General features: G+C 70.4%; 14 protein-coding genes and 1 tRNA gene. 9 read left to right on the plus strand and 6 right to left on the minus strand.

Translation table 11 applies throughout. The features are described from left to right. Positions 1 to 194: 194 nt before the first annotated feature. Genes PKF00_RS15010 through PKF00_RS15025 form a run of 4 tightly spaced genes read right to left on the minus strand, consistent with a single transcriptional unit; the run spans position 195 to position 3,996 of the window. Positions 195 to 1,154, minus strand: a complete 960-nt coding sequence (locus tag PKF00_RS15010; protein ID WP_271218110.1) for an alpha/beta fold hydrolase — start codon at positions 1,152 to 1,154, stop codon at positions 195 to 197. A 60-nt stretch (positions 1,155 to 1,214) separates the two neighbouring features. Then, positions 1,215 to 1,976, minus strand: a complete 762-nt coding sequence (locus PKF00_RS15015) for an SDR family NAD(P)-dependent oxidoreductase (protein WP_271218111.1) — start codon at positions 1,974 to 1,976, stop codon at positions 1,215 to 1,217. Positions 1,977 to 2,036: 60 nt separating this feature from the next. Further along, positions 2,037 to 3,098 (minus strand): sigma-70 family RNA polymerase sigma factor, encoded by a 1,062-nt coding sequence (locus tag PKF00_RS15020; protein WP_271218112.1) that lies wholly within the window; start codon positions 3,096 to 3,098, stop codon positions 2,037 to 2,039. Positions 3,099 to 3,147: 49 nt separating this feature from the next. Continuing rightward, a complete protein-coding gene (locus tag PKF00_RS15025; RefSeq protein WP_271218153.1) occupies positions 3,148 to 3,996 on the minus strand; it encodes a M23 family metallopeptidase in 849 nt (282 codons plus the stop codon). Positions 3,997 to 4,138: 142 nt separating this feature from the next. Between PKF00_RS15025 and dnaG the strand changes: the two genes are divergently transcribed. From dnaG to PKF00_RS15050, 5 genes are all read left to right on the plus strand, one after another. After that, complete coding sequence (dnaG, locus tag PKF00_RS15030; RefSeq protein ID WP_271218113.1) at positions 4,139 to 6,019, plus strand: DNA primase; 1,881 nt, start codon at positions 4,139 to 4,141, stop codon at positions 6,017 to 6,019. Positions 6,020 to 6,159: 140 nt separating this feature from the next. Then, positions 6,160 to 7,308 carry an RNA polymerase sigma factor RpoD gene (gene rpoD / locus PKF00_RS15035; RefSeq protein WP_425582284.1) on the plus strand — a complete coding sequence of 383 codons (1,149 nt, stop codon included), beginning with the start codon at positions 6,160 to 6,162 and terminating at the stop codon, positions 7,306 to 7,308. A 367-nt stretch (positions 7,309 to 7,675) separates the two neighbouring features. Next, positions 7,676 to 8,533: an iron uptake system protein EfeO gene (gene efeO, locus PKF00_RS15040; RefSeq protein ID WP_271218114.1), complete on the plus strand. Its 858-nt coding sequence runs from the start codon at positions 7,676 to 7,678 to the stop codon at positions 8,531 to 8,533. A gap of 257 nt (positions 8,534 to 8,790) precedes the next feature. Then, a complete protein-coding gene (locus tag PKF00_RS15045) occupies positions 8,791 to 9,471 on the plus strand; it encodes a response regulator transcription factor (RefSeq protein ID WP_271218115.1) in 681 nt (226 codons plus the stop codon). Between the two features lie 2 nt (positions 9,472 to 9,473). Continuing rightward, entirely contained in the window at positions 9,474 to 10,820 is a 1,347-nt protein-coding gene (locus PKF00_RS15050) for a HAMP domain-containing sensor histidine kinase (RefSeq protein ID WP_271218116.1), read from the plus strand. 84 nt (positions 10,821 to 10,904) lie between these two features. On the opposite strand, the gene PKF00_RS15055 is transcribed toward PKF00_RS15050, so the two are convergent. Continuing rightward, positions 10,905 to 11,303, minus strand: a complete 399-nt coding sequence (locus PKF00_RS15055; RefSeq protein ID WP_271218117.1) for a hypothetical protein — start codon at positions 11,301 to 11,303, stop codon at positions 10,905 to 10,907. A 200-nt stretch (positions 11,304 to 11,503) separates the two neighbouring features. Here PKF00_RS15055 and PKF00_RS15060 point away from each other — a divergent pair, with 200 nt between their 5' ends. Further along, positions 11,504 to 12,802, plus strand: a complete 1,299-nt coding sequence (locus PKF00_RS15060) for an MGH1-like glycoside hydrolase domain-containing protein (protein ID WP_271218118.1) — start codon at positions 11,504 to 11,506, stop codon at positions 12,800 to 12,802. Beyond that, on the plus strand, positions 12,799 to 13,260 hold the full coding sequence (locus PKF00_RS15065) for a hypothetical protein (RefSeq protein ID WP_271218119.1): 462 nt from the start codon (positions 12,799 to 12,801) through the stop codon (positions 13,258 to 13,260). The genes PKF00_RS15060 and PKF00_RS15065 overlap by 4 nt, the downstream gene beginning before the upstream one ends. A gap of 313 nt (positions 13,261 to 13,573) precedes the next feature. Here PKF00_RS15065 and PKF00_RS15070 read toward each other — a convergent pair whose 3' ends face one another. Continuing rightward, the gene (locus tag PKF00_RS15070) at positions 13,574 to 13,885 is read right to left on the minus strand and encodes a YtxH domain-containing protein (RefSeq protein ID WP_271218155.1); all 312 of its coding nucleotides are present in this window, start codon (positions 13,883 to 13,885) and stop codon (positions 13,574 to 13,576) included. Positions 13,886 to 14,049: 164 nt separating this feature from the next. Between PKF00_RS15070 and PKF00_RS15075 the strand changes: the two genes are divergently transcribed. Beyond that, positions 14,050 to 14,125: transfer RNA gene (locus tag PKF00_RS15075), tRNA-Asn, on the plus strand. A gap of 372 nt (positions 14,126 to 14,497) precedes the next feature. Next, complete coding sequence (locus PKF00_RS15080; protein ID WP_271218120.1) at positions 14,498 to 15,598, plus strand: nitric oxide synthase oxygenase; 1,101 nt, start codon at positions 14,498 to 14,500, stop codon at positions 15,596 to 15,598. Positions 15,599 to 15,702: the final 104 nt, after the last annotated feature.

Here is a 15,702-nt window from a genome sequence, read left to right on the forward strand (position 1 = left end):
CATACTCTGTAAAGGCGAGGTGTCACCGATCGCCACGGATCAGCGTTGTCTCTTCGAAGCCGCAACCGCGTCACGGCTCGTAGCAAGCCGTTCATAGATCACATGTGCAACGAAGACGTGTTCGGCCACCACGTAGAAGCCGCGTCATGCGGATGCGGACAAGAGTTTCCGTATGACGCGGCGGTGTTCCGGTGTCATCCAGGCCAAGGACCCCTAGAGCGGATGGGGCAGTTCTTCGGGGGAGACGGTGCCGTGGTCGTCCCATGGAAGAACTCGGTGACGATCAGGGCGAGGGCGGCCGGGGTGAAACGGTGGGTCTGGCCCTCCAGCGTTCGGCGGCGGGCGTTGGGCAGGACGTCGGTGAGGGCCTGGACGGCGTTGCGTTGCCAGGCGGGGCTCTCGCCGCCGTCCATGACCAGGGTGGGGGCGGTGACGGAGGCGAAGCGCGCGAGCGCCGAGGGGGTTCCGCGCTGGGTGTCGCCCATGATCTGCCCGTCGTAGGCGATCGTGTGCACGACGCCTTCCAGCGCGGGCCACATGGGGTCGTCGCGGATCCCGGCGGCGGCCTCGGCGGGCAGGCCCACCGCGACGGTCATGAACATCGCGAACGCCTCGGCGCGCCGTCCCCGTGCCACGAGCTCGTCGAACCGCTCGAGGAAGTCGCCGGGCATCGGCGGCCTGCCGTCGTCGACGACGAACGGCGGTTCGTAACAGGCGAGCCGGGTGATCGCCAGTCCCCGCACCGCCGCCTCCAGGGCGAGGACCGCGCCGGACGACTCGCCGAGGACGAAGGCGCTTCCGCCCGCCATGCCGATCAGCGCGTCGAGGTCCTCGATCTCCCGCTCGACCGCGTACGGCGCGGCGTCCCCGCTCTCACCGCGACCGCGACGGTCATAGGTGATCACCGTGAAGTACGGTGCCAGCAGCGCCGCCAGCTCGGCCCCGGCCTCGTCGATCGCGCGGTACACGGTCGCGCCGCCGACGCAGATCAGCGGCGGCCCGTCGCCGACCCGGTCGAAGGCGATGAGCGTCCCGTCGCCCGACCGGACGGTGCCCGCCGCGCTTCCCACAGCCTCGCTCTCTGCCCGGTTTCCCGCAGGGACGGTGCCCGCCGGGACGGAGTTCTCCGCAGGGACGGTGCTCGCCGTACTCACGGTTGAGGTCGTCGACGGGGCGTCCGCCGTGCTTTTCGTGGAGTTCGTCATCGTCGTCCCTCAGTCCAGGACCGCGCCGCAGGAGATGTTGACGGCCGCGCCGGTGATCGTGCGGGCCAGGTCGGAGGCGGCGAAGACGGCCGCGTCGCCGACGTCCTCCAGGGTCGCCGCCCGGCCCAGCAGGGTGTGGCCGACGATGTCGCGCTCGATGGCCTCGCGCTGATCGAAACCGGCGGGGATGCTCTCCGGCACGCCGCTGGTCCGCAGGGTGACGACGCGGACGCCGTGTCGTCCCAGCTCCGAGGCGAGCTGGCGGCGCATGGACTCGACGGCGTCGAACGCGGTCAGCAGGCCTCCCAGGTCGTAGCGGCGGGAGGCGGTCGGGTCGCCCGCGCCGCCGAACGCCAGGATCACCCCCGACCGCTGCCGGACCATGTGGCGGGCGGCGGCGCGTGAGGTGAGGAACTTCGAGGTCACGGCGGTCACGACCGGACTCAGGTAGTCCTCCAGCGACATCTCGATCATCGGTGTGCCCTGCACGTCTCCGTCGGAGATCACGTTGACCGACACGTCGAGGCTTCCCGCCTCGGCGGCGACGGCGTCCGCGTGCTCGTCGACGGAGCGTTCGTCCAGCGCGTCGACCCGGGCCGTCTCCGCCAGGCCTCCGGCGGCGCGGACCTGGTCGGCGACCCGTTCCAGGGTGGACAGGGTGCGTCCGGCGAGGAAGACCCGCGCCCCCTCACGGGCGAAGGCGCGGGCGATCGCGCCGCCGACCGATCCGCCCCCGCCGTAGACGATCGCGTTCTTTCCTTCGAGCAACATGGTTCTCTCCTGCGTGTGCACGGCTCTGTCAGCACGTACAACCCGCACGGGATCCGGAACTCATCGCTCGAGGCCCGATTGCTCGCGGATCTCGCGAGGGAGCCCGAACGCGGTGAGGTCGGCCGTCAGGAAGGCGACGACCTCGGCGATCCTCGAGCCCCGCAGGACGAGCAGGTCGAGCCCGGCAGGGACGTAGGCCGCCCTGGCGTCGTCCCACATGTAGGTGCCGAAGGCGAGCTGTCCGTTGGCGTGGGCGGGCAGGAAGTGCCACCGCCGGGTCATCGGCCCCTCGGACAGGAAGGCCCTGATGCCCTCGTGCCCCTCGTACCAGGCGGTCAGCGGCGGCATGCTGTACCTGGCGTCGTCGGTCAGCATCGCCACGACGGCCTCCACGTCGCCGGTCTCCCACGCGGTGGCGTAGCGGTTCGCCAGCCTGCGGACCTCCTCCGCGCCCAGGGAGCCGAGGGCCGCCTGCTGGCTGTCGCCGGGGAGCCGCTCGTCGAGGGTCCTGCGTGCCCGCTGCAGCGCGCTGTTGACCGACGCGACCGTGGTCTCCAGGAGGTCGGCGACCTCGCGAGCGGAGAAGGCGAGGACCTCGCGCAGGATCAGGACGGCCCGCTGGCGGGCCGGCAGGTGCTGGAGCGCGGCGACGAAGGCCAGCTCCACCCCCTCACGCGCCACATAGCGGGCCTCGGGGCCGAGGTCGGCCAGGCCGAGCCTCTCGTCGGGGTACGGCTCCAGCCAGGTGGTCTCGGCGAGCGGGGCGGCGCCCGGGCTGAGATCGGCGGGCAGCTCCCGGCGGGCCCGGCGCTCGATCAGCGTCAGGCACCGGTTGGTGGCGATGCGGTACAGCCAGGGCCGGATCGACCCGCGATCCTCGAACCGCTCCAGGCTCCGCCAGGTCCGCGCCAGGGTCTCCTGGACGGCGTCCTCGGCGTCGTGGAGCGAGCCGAGCATCCGGTAGCAGTGCGCCTGGAGCTCGGCACGGAACGGGCCGACCAGGCGCGCGAAGGCGTCGGGGTCGCCCGACCGCGCGGCCTCCAGCGCTTCTGTTTCGCGTGTGGAGCCACCCGCCCGCGCGGCCTCCAGCGCCCCTGCTTCGCGTGTGTCGTCCCTGAGCATCCGCGACCCCGTCCGTCTCGATGTCCTCCGGAAGGTCCCGACGAGGGGGTCAGTTGCCCAGGGGGATCTTCTCCTCCGGGGTGGGGGAGGGCTTCTTGGCGGGCTTCTCGGTCGCGCCGGGCTTGGAGGAGCACAGGGTCGAGCACCTGGGGGAGGCGCCGACCTGGTTCATCACGGTCCGCACCTCCTCGGCAGGGGAGAGCGTGCGGTTGCCGTCCATCCAGGCGTCGAGGTACTCCCACGGCTTGACCATGCCGCGCCGTACCCACCAGAGCGAGGGGTCGGTCTTCCAGGAGATCGCGAAGTAGAGGTTGCTGGCGGTCGAGCGGGCGTTGCCCGAGTTGCCGACCTGGCCGAGGACCTGGCCCGCGCTGACCCTGACCCCCGGCTTGATGCCCGGGGTGACCTTGTCCAGGTGGCCGCCGAGGTAGCGCACGCCGTCGTCGCCGACGACGGCGACGAAACGGCCCTCGCGGTCGGCGCCCCTGTCGGTCGAGGGCTTCCACTGGTTCTTGGTGTTGACCTCGTCGACCACCCCGCTCACGGGGGAGACGAACGGGCAGCCCTTGCCGGTCCAGATCGTGGTCTTCGGCAGCACGAGCAGCCTGCTCTCGTAGGTCACCTTGCAGTCCTTCACCGGGAAGGCGTAGGTGAACTTCGACAGCTTCGGCGGCGGCACCTGCACCGGGTCCTCGCCCTTCGGGCGGGTCACGCTCGCCTGGGGCATCGGGGTCGGCGTCGGAATCGTCGCCGTGACCGCCCCGGGGGCGGCGGCCGCCATCTCAGCGGCGGGGGGCAGGGTGCTGATGCCGGCGACCCCGCCGGGGGACGCGCAGGCCCCGGTGACGAGCAGCGCACCGGTCGCCACGGTCAGTCGTGCTATGTGCCCCGATCGCATGATCTCCACCAGGGTAACGTTATCGAGAATCAGCCTTTACCTTTGTAACCGACCTCCCGATTGGTCATGGCCCGTTCGGAAAAGTCGGAGCTCCATCCTGCCGGACTCGGAGCTGTCGGGGGGGCAGCACTAGACTCACGGCGTGGCAGGCCGGATCAGTGACGAGGACATCGCGCTCGTGCGGGAGCGCTCGCCGATCGCGGACATCGTGGGCGAGCACATCCAGCTCCGCAACGCGGGCGGCGGCAACCTGAAGGGGCTGTGCCCCTTCCACGACGAGAAGAGCCCCTCCTTCAACGTCACCCCCACCCGCGGCTACTGGTACTGCTTCGGCTGCGCCGAGGGCGGCGACGTCATCACCTTCGTCAGACGCCTGGAGCACCTGTCCTTCGGCGAGGCCGTCGAGCGGCTGGCCAACCGGGCGGGCATCCAGCTCCGTTACGAGCAGGGCGGTTACGTGCCCGGCCGCGAGCAGGGGGAGCGCAGCCGCCTGATCGAGGCGCACCGGGCCGCGGCGGAGTTCTACGCGGAGAGGCTGTCGTCGCCGGAGGCCGCGATCGGGCGCAGGTTCCTGTCGGAGCGCGGCTTCGAGCGGGTCGACGCCGAGCACTTCGGCGTCGGTTACGCGCCCGCCGAGTGGGAGGCGCTCTCCCGGCACCTGATGGCCAGGGGCTTCACCGCCGCCGAGCTGATCAAGGGCGGTCTGGCGAAGGAGGGGCGGCGCGGGCCGATCGACCGGTTCCGCGGGCGGCTCGTCTGGCCGATCCGCGACATCACCGGAGACGTGATCGGCTTCGGCGCGCGCAAGCTGAACGACGCCGAGGACGGGCCGAAATACCTCAACACCCCGGAAAGCCCGCTCTACAAGAAGAGCGAGGTCCTCTACGGGGTCGACCTGGCCAAGCGGGAGATCTCCAAGCGGTCCCAGGCGGTGATCGTCGAGGGATACACCGACGTGATGGCCTGTCACCTGTCCGGGGTGCCGACGGCGGTGGCCACCTGCGGCACCGCGTTCGGCCAGGAGCACATCAAGGTGCTGCGGCGGCTGCTGCTCGACCAGTCGGGGTCGCAGGGTGAGGTGATCTTCACCTTCGACGGCGACGCGGCGGGGCAGAAGGCGGCGCTGCGGGCCTTCGCCGACGAGCAGAAGTTCGTCACCCAGACCTTCGTGGCCGTCCAGGGAGACGGGCTCGACCCGTGCGACCTGCGTGTCACGCGCGGCGAGGCCGCGGTGCGCGACCTGATCGCGAGCAGGGAGCCGCTGTTCGCGTTCGCCATCCGCAGTGTGATCTCCCGTTACGACGTGAGCAGCAACGAGGGCAGGCTGTCCGCGCTGGACGCCGCCGCGCCGATCGTGGCCGGGATCAAGGACCGGGCCCTGCGCCAGCTGTACGCCGTGGACCTCGACCGCTGGCTCGGCTTCAACAACGAGCGGTTCGTGGTGGACCGGATCGCCGAGATCTCCGTCAACGCCCAGCCCACGGCCCAGACCCAGGCTCAGGCCCAGGCACGCGCGCAACGCCCCGCGGGGCCGCGCAAGGTCGCCGAGCTGACCGACCCCGGAGTGCGGACCGAGGCCGAGGTGCTGAAACTGGCCGTGCAGCGTCCCGCGCTGCTCGGGCCGGGCTTCGACGCGATCGGCTCCGAGGCGTTCACGCTGCCCGAGCACGTCGCCCTGCACAAGCTGATCGCGGACGCCGGTGGCGCGGCGGCGGCGGGCCCCGGAGGGCGGGAGTGGGTCGACCGGCTGCTCGACGGCGTCACCGACGCCCTGCGTCCCGTGGTCACCCGTTTCGCGGTCGAGGAACTGCGCGCCGACGTGGCCGGTGAGGAGAGATACGCCTCGGCCATGCTCGCCGCGCTGGAGCTCATCTCGGTCGCGCGGGTGATCGAGCAGCTGAAGTCGCGCATGCAGCGGACCAACCCTGTCGAGGAGCAGCAGGAGTACAACCGGCTGTTCGCCGAGCTCGTCGCGCTGGAGCAGCAGCGGCGGGTGCTGAAGGAACGCGCTTCGGGAAGCTGATCACGTAATTGGCTTTAATTTCCATACGCCGATTCGACCAAACCCCAATAAGGTCTCGGTTCGATAATGATCGCGGCCTTACCTTCGGTGACAAAAATAGGTCTGCCATTTAGGGGACCGAATACAGCAGACTGTCTCCCGTGGGTGCATCGGTGCTGCCAAGTGGGCCGCCATCGGTAGACCAGGTGGCCGACCTCGTCGCGAAGGGAAGGGAGCGCGGAAGCGTCACGGTCGATGACGTGGCCGCCGCTCTCGACAAATCCGAGCTGCCGTCGGACGCGCTTGAACGCGTCGTGCGCATGCTCGCCGAGCACGGAGTGGAGGTTCTCGAGCCACAGGGCGATGAGGAGACCACCCGGTCCGATGAGGAGGATGTCGGTAAACGGGCCCCGACCAGCGATCTGGTCCGCATCTACCTGCGGGAGATCGGCCGGGTCCCCCTGCTCACGGCCGAAGAGGAGGTGGAGCTCGCCAAGTCCATCGAAGCCGGGCTGTTCGCGGAGGACAAGCTCACCAGCGTCGTCTCGCGGCTGGCGTTCCCCGAGTTCAAGGAGCTCGTCTGGGAGGGCACGCGGGCCAAGCAGCGGCTGATCGAGGCCAATCTGCGGCTCGTCGTCTCCATCGCCAAAAGATACGTGGGGCGCGGGATGCTGTTCCTGGACCTGATCCAGGAGGGCAACCTCGGGCTCATCAGGGCGGTCGAGAAATTCGACTACACCAAGGGATACAAGTTCTCCACGTACGCCACGTGGTGGATTCGCCAGGCGATCACGCGGGCCATCGCCGACCAGGCGCGCACCATTCGCATTCCGGTGCACATGGTCGAGACGATCAACAAACTGGTCCGGGTCCAGCGACAGCTCCACCAGGACCTCGGCCGGGAGCCCGCGCCCGAGGAGATCGCGCTGGAGATGGATCTCCCGATCGACCGCGTGATCGAGATCCAGCGCATCGCGCAGGAGCCCGTCTCGTTGCAGTCGCCCATCGGCGAGGAGGACTCCGACCTCGGCGACTTCATCGAGGACGCGGACGCGGTCGTGCCGATGGAGGCCGCGGCCTTCATCATGCTGCAGGACCAGCTCGACGACATCCTCGCGACGCTGTCCGAGCGGGAGCAGCGGATCATCCAGCTGCGCTTCGGTCTCGCGGACGGACACCCCCGGACGCTGGAGGAGGTCGGCCGGGAGTTCGGCGTGACGCGGGAGCGCATCCGGCAGATCGAGTCGAAGACGCTGGCGAAACTGCGTCATCCGACCCGGGCCCAGATGCTCCGCGACTACCTCGACTGAACGCCCCCGTACGGCGGAGGCCCCCGGAAGGAGCACGTCCCGGGGGCCTCCGCCGTGTCCGGGGTCCCGGCGCGGCCGGGGGCGTCGCCGGACCGTCCCTCGCTTCTCCGCCGGGTCACTCCTCGGGATGTCCGCGACGGCGTCTCCCCGGTCGCTCCTCGGGATGTCCGCGACGGCGTCTCCCCGGGCGTCCGAAGACACGCCACGGCCACGTCCCTTTGCCCCAAGTGGTGGATTCGAGGGTTTTCCTCCGCGCCTTCTTCCGGAAACCCGGCGGCTGATCGTCATGCTGATCGGCACGTCGCCGGGGCTGTGACGTGCGACTACAGGATTATGGAGGCCCCACGACAGACATTCAGGAGCGTCCATGCCCGCTGTCCTCCGCCCCGTCGCAGCCTGCGGCCTGCTCACCCTCGTCCTCACCGCGTGCGGCCCGAACGGCGCCGGCACGAGCCAGGACACCACGGCCCAGGGCGGAGCCGCCCAGATGGCCTCGTGGGCCGCGAGCGCGGTCAAGGAGTACCGGACCTACGCGGAGAAGCAGGTCTACGACACCATTGCGAGAACCGCCTACTTCGTCGCCGCGATCAAGAAGGGCGACGTGAGGAAGGCCAGGGCCCTCTACGCGCCGAGCCGCCTCGGCTGGGAGCGGATCGAGCCGGTCGCGGAGGCGTTCCCCCACATCGACGCCAAGGTGGACGCGCGCGAGGCCGATCTCGGGGAGGAGGCGAGGTGGACGGGGTGGCACCGTCTGGAGAAGGCGTTGTGGTTGGCGCCGAAGACGGTCGGGAAGGAGGCCGTGTACGGCGACGAGCTGCTGGTCGACCTCAGCACGCTCAGGGCCGAGCTGCCCCGCGCGGAGATCACCGTGGCCTCCATGACGGCGGGTGCGAAGGAGCTGCTCGACGAGGTGGCGACCGAGAAGGTGACCGGTGAGGAGGAGGCCTTCTCGCACACCGACCTGTGGGACTTCAAGGCCAATGTGGACGGCGCGTTCAAGGTCTACGAGATCCTGCGGCCGGTCGTGCAGGAGAGGAACGCACCGCTCGTCGTGACCCTGGACACCGAGTTCGCCGACCTGCGAGGCCTTCTCGCCAAGCACGCCAAGGGGGAGGGATTCGTCTCCTACACCGACCTGTCCAAGGACGAGGTCAAGGAGCTCTCCGACGCCCTCAACGCCCTGGCGGAGCCGCTGTCGGGCCTGGCCGCGATCACCGCGAGCTGACCCCGCCCGGGTCGCGGCCCGCCCGGGACAGAGAGCCGGGGGCGTGGTTCGCGGAGAATCTTGGTTCGAATGTGATTCGTTCCTTTATGTGCATCGATATAAATGATTGCGAACATCAGGTGGATATGTTGTTCGTCCTCGCAGAAGGTTGGGAGTGATCTCAGGAAGCCCTTGAAGTTCTCCTCGAATCCCGAAAGGGACACGGGAGAACGTGGGGCGCGCGGGAGGAGCGCGGGGGAGCGCGGGGAAGAAGGTCCATGCGGGTTCTGCTGATCGAGGACGAGCCGAGGATCGTCGACATCGTGCGCAGAGGCCTCGCCGTTCACCACATCGCCATGGACGCCAGGGCCGACGGGATCGGCGGGCTGCGCGCCGCCACCGAGAACGACCACTACGACGTGATCGTCCTCGACATCATGCTGCCCGGGCTGAGCGGCTACGACGTGCTCAGGGGCCTGCGGGAACGGCGAGTGTGGACGCCGGTGCTCATGCTGACCGCCAAGGACGGCGAGTACGACGAGGCTGACGCCTTCGATCTCGGCGCCGACGACTACCTGACCAAACCCTTCTCCTTCGTGGTGCTGGTCGCCCGGCTGCGGGCGCTGGTACGGCGCGGCGGTCACGAGCGGCCCGCCGTCATGGCCGCCGGCGACCTGACGGTCGACCCCGCCCTCCGCAGGGTCGCCAGGGGGCAGGTGGAGATCTGCCTGACCCCGAGGGAGTACGACGTGCTGGAGTTCCTGATGCGCCGCAAGGGGGAGGCCGTCGCCAAGAGCGACATCCTGGCGGGAGTCTGGGACGCCGACTACGAGGGCGGCGAGAACGTGGTCGAGGTCTATGTGCGTTACCTGCGCAGAAAGCTCGACGAGCCCTTCGGCCGACGCGCCATCCGCACGGTCCGCACGGTGGGCTACGCGCTCGACCCGGCCGGAGGATGACCGTGGCGCGGTTCTGGGACGGCGTGGGGGTGCGTCTGCGGACGGCCTGGGTGGCCGTGCTGGTCACCGCCGTGGTCCTGGTGCTCGGGGCGGTCGGCGGGGTGTTCGTCCTGCGCAGGACGCTGACGGACGCGATGACCGACACCCTGGTCACCGCGGCGAGGGACCTCGCGGACCAGGTGAGCCAGTCCGACGAGAGGGACCTGGCGGACCTGGAGTGGACGCTGGGCCTCCGCACGGGGGTCGCGCAGATCGTCGACGCGCGGGGCGCGGTCGTCTGGGGATTCCCCGGGCGAGCCCCCTTCACCACCTCCCGCCCCCCGCCCGGAGGAGAGGCCGCCGTCGAGCGGGCCGGGGGCATGCTCGTCGCCGTCCAGCGGGCCGACGTCGACGGCACCCCCTACACGGTGATCGTCGCCGATTCGCTCCAGCCCGTGAACCTCACCACCTTCACCGCCGTCGGCCTGCTGGCGGTGGCCGTCCCGGTGTCGCTGCTGTTCGTCGGAGGGCTCACCTACCGCCTCTCCGGGCGGGCGCTGGCGCCGGTCGAGGGGATCCGCAGCCAGGTCGCCTCCATCGGCGGTGGCGGCGGAGACCTGTCCGCCCGGGTCCCGGTGCCGCCGACACGGGACGAGGTCGCGGGGCTGGCCACGACGATGAACCAGATGCTGGACCGGCTGGAGTCGGCGCAGGCGGCCCAGCGGAGGTTCGTCGCCGACGCGAGCCACGAACTCCGCAGCCCTCTGACCAGCGTGCTGGGCGGCCTCGAACTCGCCGAACAGGACGGCTGGCGCACCGATCCGGAGACCCTGCGGACGATGCGGGCCGAGGCGGTACGGCTGCGCGGCCTGATCGACGACCTGCTGCTGCTCGCCCGCGCCGACGAACGGAGAACGGGAGCGCCACGGGAGGAGGTCGACCTGGACGACGTCGTCGCGCAGGAACGGAGCAGACTCCGCCGTACGAGCACGCTGCTGGTACGCGCCCGGCTGGTGCCGGTCAAGGTCGACGGGGACCGTCAGGCGCTCGTCCGGCTGGTCCGCAACCTGGTGGACAACGCCGCCCGCCACGCCCGCACCACGATCACGCTCGCCGTACGGCCCGACGGCGACACGGCGGTCGTCGAGGTCGCCGACGACGGCCCCGGCGTGCCGGACGGGGATCGCGAGCGCATCTTCGATCGTTTCGTCCGGACGGACGGGGCGAGAGGCAGGGAGGCGGGCGGCGCGGGTCTCGGCCTGGCCATCGTGGCCGAGATCGCCCGCAGACATCACGCCCGGATCGAGGTGGGAGACTCACCCGGCGGCGGAGCGCTGTTCCGCGTCCGCTTCCCCCGGCACGCCGAATGACCTGAGGGGCGTGCCCCTGCGGGACCTGCCGCCTGTCCCGGCCTCTCGGGTCTTCAGGTCCTCGCCGGCCTCCCGGGCGCTGGGTCAGTAACCTCCCCGGCCTCCGGCTCCGCCCTGGCCGCCTCCGCCGCCTCCCCCGCCGCCGGCGCCTCCGGCTCCGCCCTGGCCGCCCTGCCAGACCTGGCCGTCCTGGCCGTCCTGGCCGTTCTGCGCGCCCTGCTCGTCCTGCTCGTCCTGCTCGTTCGGGTTCTTCTGCTGATCGTCTCCCGGCTGCCCCTTCTCGCCGTCCTGGCCTTGTTCGTCCTGCTCGTACGGGCACTCGTCCTGCTTGTTCTGGTCAGGACCGGGCGGTGCGGTCGAGGTGCCGTTGTCCGGGGGCGAGGGTGGGGGAGTGTCGGCGTTGGCGATGGACAGAGTGCCCGCCGCTCCTCCCAGGGTGACGAGAGAAAGTGCACCTATCAGGATTTTCCGCTTAATGTCCATGAGTGCCCCCTTTGGGATGTTCTGCCCGGCGTTAGCCGCCAGCACTCCCAGGCTGCACCCGGGGGCGGAGAAAACGACAACGCCTCTCAGCCGCCCTTAAGCCTTCTGAGGTGCGGCCGAAGACCTTTCGCGGGGAGGCTGAGGGAGGCAGAGCGGGCGAAGCACTGTTTTCTTGGCGAATACAGGCGCAGACTGGGCGAATGGAAGGGCGCTCGGCAGTGGACGACGCCGCGCTCGGGCGCGAGGCCTGGTCCGTGCTCGACGCGAACAGGTCGGGGGCCGCGACCGTGCCCGCGCCCGGTCTCTACCCGCACCAGTGGAACTGGGACTCGACCTTCGTCGCGATCGGAGTCTCCCGCTGTGACACCCGCAGGGCGGGAGCGGAGCTGATCAGCCTTCTGGACGGGCAGTGGCGCACCGGCATGGTGCCGCACATCGTCTTCCACCAGGCCCGCGCCGACGGCTACTTCCCCGGACCGTCCGTCTGGTGCTCCCAGGACCATCCGGACGCCCCCAACGGGGTGCTCACCTCCGGGCTGACCCAGCCGCCCCTGCACGCCCTGGCCGTCTGGTGGATGTGGCGGCACGCGACGGACCGCGACGAGGCGGAGGCGCTCGTCCGCAGGCTGTACCCGATGCTGGTGGCCCAGCACGACTACCTGGCCACGACCAGGGACCTGGGCGGGGGAGGGCTGGCCTCGATCGTCCATCCCTGGGAGTCCGGGATGGACGACAGTCCCGTGTGGGACGCCCCGCTGGACGCCCTGGCCCCCGTCTCCCACGCCTACCGCCGTGAGCCGGTCCCCGGCCACCCCCTCGACAGCCACCACGACCGCTACGTCTGGCTGGCCCTGCGCTACCGCGACTCCGGCTACGACGGCGCCTACCTGCGCGAGGACCACCCTTTCGCGGTCGAGGACCCGATGTTCAACGGGATATGGCTCGCCTCGTGTCAGGCGCTCACCGAACTGGCCCCGCTGGCGGGCGCCGACCCCGGGCCGCACCGGGAGGCCGCGGAGCGCATCCGCGCGGGACTGCTGGAACGACTGTGGTCCGGCGAGGCGTTCCACGCCCTCGACCTGCGGGCGGGACGGCTCAGCCCGGTCTGCACCGTCGGTGGCTTCGGGCCGATGCTCGATCCCGGCCTGCCCGCCGACCTGGTGGCGAAACTGGTGGGAGTGCTGGAGTCGGCGCGTTTCATGGGGGCCGCGGGGTACCCCGTGCCGAGCTGCGAGATCCGTGCCGCGCAGTTCGACCGGTCCCGCTACTGGCGGGGGCCCTCGTGGGTGAACACCAACTGGCTGCTGCGGCGGGCGGCGACCGTCCACGGGCTGACCGGACTGGCGGGGCTGCTCGGCGCCTGCACGCTGCGCCTGGTGCGGCAGTCGGGCTTCAGGGAGTGTTTCGACCCCTTCGACGGCAGCGGCAGGGGCAGCAGGGACTTCTCCTGGTCGGCCGCGCTCACCCTCGATCTGCTCGCCGATAACGTGGACGCATGAAGCTCTTCAACCGGACGCCCGCCGAGGTCCGCACGGCCGTCGCGCCGACCGACCGGGTGCTCACCTACGCCGAGGGACCGGACGGCTACGTGATCGCGACGGACAAGGCGCTCTACCTGGGCGGGCTCCGGCTGCCGTGGTTCCAGGTGGATCGGGGCGTGTGGGACGAGGAGGGGCTGACGGTCGTCACGACCGCGGGGCAGACGCACCGGGCGCTGCTGCCGGAGCCGGGCCGGATTCCCGAGGCGGTGCGGGAGCGGGTGACCGCCTCGATCGTGGTCAGCCAGTACGCCCCGCTGGACGCCAGAGGGGGAGTGCGGCTGGTGGCCAGGAAGACCGACGACGACCGGATGATCTGGGAGTTCGTGTTCGACTCCGGGATGGACCCGCAGGACCCCGGCCTGCGGGCGCTCGCGGAGCAGGCTCTGGAGGAGACCCGCCGCAGTTTCGGCGTCTGAGGAGCGTGCGGCGTGTGAAGCGCCGGAAGCGGTCGAAGCGGCCGAAGTGTTCGGGAGCGTGAAGGGTCCGCCGCGTCCGGGAGCGTGAAGGGTCCGCCGCGTCCGGGAGTCTGAAGGGCCGTGAAGCCCGTCTCCGGGGCGGGCTCGGAGACGGGCTCCACGGGCCGCGCATCGGCAGGGCGGATCGCCGCGGACGCGCGGAAGGCCCCCGAGGGGGCCTTCCCGGCTTGTTCGTGCTCCCGGTCTCCCGCGCCGCCGTCTCCCACGCCGTGACCGTTGGGGGGGAAGGGGGCGAAGGCGTGTGGGCGCGGCTCTAATGGGGAGTGACGGCTTTTTCGTCCTCCGGCCAGCCGGTGCCCGTGTCGTCATGCTTTTCCGCCTCCCAGCCGTTGTGCGGCTGGAGGAACGGCAGCCGGCTCCTGGCCACGTCGCTCACCTTCGTCTTGGCCACGTCGGTGGCCTTGGAGACGCGGGCGCCCACCAGTCCTGCGGCTTCCTGGACAGCGGGGCTGTCCGACACCCGGCGAGCCGCTCGCTTGAGCTGCTCGTAACGCTCCCGGCCCGCGCGGCTCCCAAGGATGTAGCCCACCGCAAGGCCAACGCCGAACATCAGTCGGTAACGCATCTCCACCTCCACAGCCGTCCTTCGCCGGACCCTACCCGCGGATCACGAGTCCTCTCGGACCTACCCCGGAGTATCGATGCGACACACACTCCCGGAGTGCGCTAATCTATTCCTGCGCCGCAAGGAACGGGGAAAACACCCCGCCCGACCAGCGCAAAGCACGATCCCGTGTAGCTCAATCGGCAGAGCAGCCGGCTGTTAACCGGCAGGTTATAGGTTCGAGTCCTATCGCGGGAGCCATACCGGAGGCCCCGGGAGCACAGCCCCCGGGGCCTCCGTCGCGTCATGTCCTGTTTCGGGGACAAATCACGGTGAATCACAGAAAATGAGGGACGTTGCGTCCCGTGTCATCATGCGTTCGTTCGGTGACGCGGGCGCAGTGCCGCGGACCACAGCGATCACAGTGGGGTTGGGCCACTGTGTTGAGGGCACGATGCCGCCCGGAACGGCACCCTGTGCCCGTGATTTCCATTAGGTGGTTTTTCTGTGCCGACCTGGCCGAGGTCATGGCGTCACGCGCCTGAGACGCTTCACGGTGTTCAAACGGAGGTTTACGAGGATGCTCATCAGCGGGCCCGTGGCGGGCCGCCGCCGGAGCACCCGGCGCCGCACGTGGACGTGGCGGCCGCCGAGGAGTACCTGAGGCTGTTCCACGCGGAGAACCCGGCCGCGGGCCCTGTGAGGTCGCGGCTGCGCGAGGTGCGGGCGGAGATCGCGAGGACGGGAACCTACACGCACACGCCGGACGAGCTCGTCTTCGGCGCCCGGGTGGCCTGGCGGAACAGCGGAAGATGCATCGGGCGGCTCTACTGGCACTCGCTGCGCGTACGCGACCGGCGCAAAGTGAGCACGGCGGAGGGGGTCGCCGTCGAATGCGTGAACCACCTCCGCGAGGCCGTGTCCGACGGCAGGATCAGGCCGACGATCACGGTGTTCGCCCCCGACCGCCCGGGTGTTCCCGGGCCGAGGATCTGGAACGAGCAGCTCATCCGCTACGCCGGATACGAGATGGACGACGGCTCCGTCGTCGGGGACCCCCGCTACGTCGGCTTCACCACGATGCTGCGCAAGCTCGGCTGGCAGGGCGGCTCGGGCACGCCCTTCGACGTGCTTCCGCTGGCGATCTCGATGGGTGAGGGGACGCCGCTGCTGTCCACGGTCCCCGGGGACGCCGTGCTCGAGGTGCCGCTGTCCCACCCCGCCTATCCGTGGTTCGAGCGGCTGGGGCTGCGCTGGCACGCCGTACCGGCCATATCGAGCATGTGTCTGGAGATCGGCGGAGTCTGCTATCGGGCGGCGCCGTTCAACGGCTGGTACATGGGCACCGAGATCGGGGCCCGCAACCTGGCAGACTCCGACCGTTACGACCTGGTGCCCCTGATCGCCGGATATCTGGGCCTGGACACCCGCAGCGACCGCTCGCTGTGGCGCGACCACGCCCTGGTGGAGCTGAACGTGGCGGTCCTGCACTCCTTCGACAGGGCGGGGGTGACCGTGACCGACCACCACACCGAGGCCCGGCGCTTCCTGACCCACGTGGAGCGCGAGGAGAGGGCGGGCCGGGTCTGTCCTGCCGACTGGAGCTGGATCGTCCCACCCATCTCCGGCTCCGCGACGCCGGTCTTCCACCGCTACTACGACGACGTGGAGCTGTCGCCGAGCTTCGTCACCCACCCCGACTCCCAGGAGCGTGCCCTCGGTCACCGACCATGACGGGACGAGGGACGGCGGCGGGCCGCCAGGGGCGGGCGCTCGGTGGGGCCGTTGCGGGCGGTCCGCCGTCGTCTCAGAGGCGTCCGGGGGCGTCCGGGGGCCTC

The organism is Streptosporangium carneum (genome assembly GCF_027922005.1).
Lineage (GTDB): Bacteria > Actinomycetota > Actinomycetes > Streptosporangiales > Streptosporangiaceae > Streptosporangium > Streptosporangium carneum.

Coding starts and splice junctions, on each gene's coding strand:
- PKF00_RS15015 (WP_271218111.1), bottom strand. CDS start 1,976: ATGTTGCTCGAAGGAAAGAACGCGATCGTCTACGGCGGGGGCGGATCG.
- PKF00_RS15020 (WP_271218112.1), bottom strand. CDS start 3,098: ATGCTCAGGGACGACACACGCGAAGCAGGGGCGCTGGAGGCCGCGCGG.
- PKF00_RS15025 (WP_271218153.1), bottom strand. CDS start 3,996: ATGCGATCGGGGCACATAGCACGACTGACCGTGGCGACCGGTGCGCTG.
- efeO (WP_271218114.1), top strand. CDS start 7,676: ATGCCCGCTGTCCTCCGCCCCGTCGCAGCCTGCGGCCTGCTCACCCTC.
- PKF00_RS15045 (WP_271218115.1), top strand. CDS start 8,791: ATGCGGGTTCTGCTGATCGAGGACGAGCCGAGGATCGTCGACATCGTG.
- PKF00_RS15055 (WP_271218117.1), bottom strand. CDS start 11,303: ATGGACATTAAGCGGAAAATCCTGATAGGTGCACTTTCTCTCGTCACC.
- PKF00_RS15060 (WP_271218118.1), top strand. CDS start 11,504: ATGGAAGGGCGCTCGGCAGTGGACGACGCCGCGCTCGGGCGCGAGGCC.
- PKF00_RS15065 (WP_271218119.1), top strand. CDS start 12,799: ATGAAGCTCTTCAACCGGACGCCCGCCGAGGTCCGCACGGCCGTCGCG.
- PKF00_RS15070 (WP_271218155.1), bottom strand. CDS start 13,885: ATGCGTTACCGACTGATGTTCGGCGTTGGCCTTGCGGTGGGCTACATC.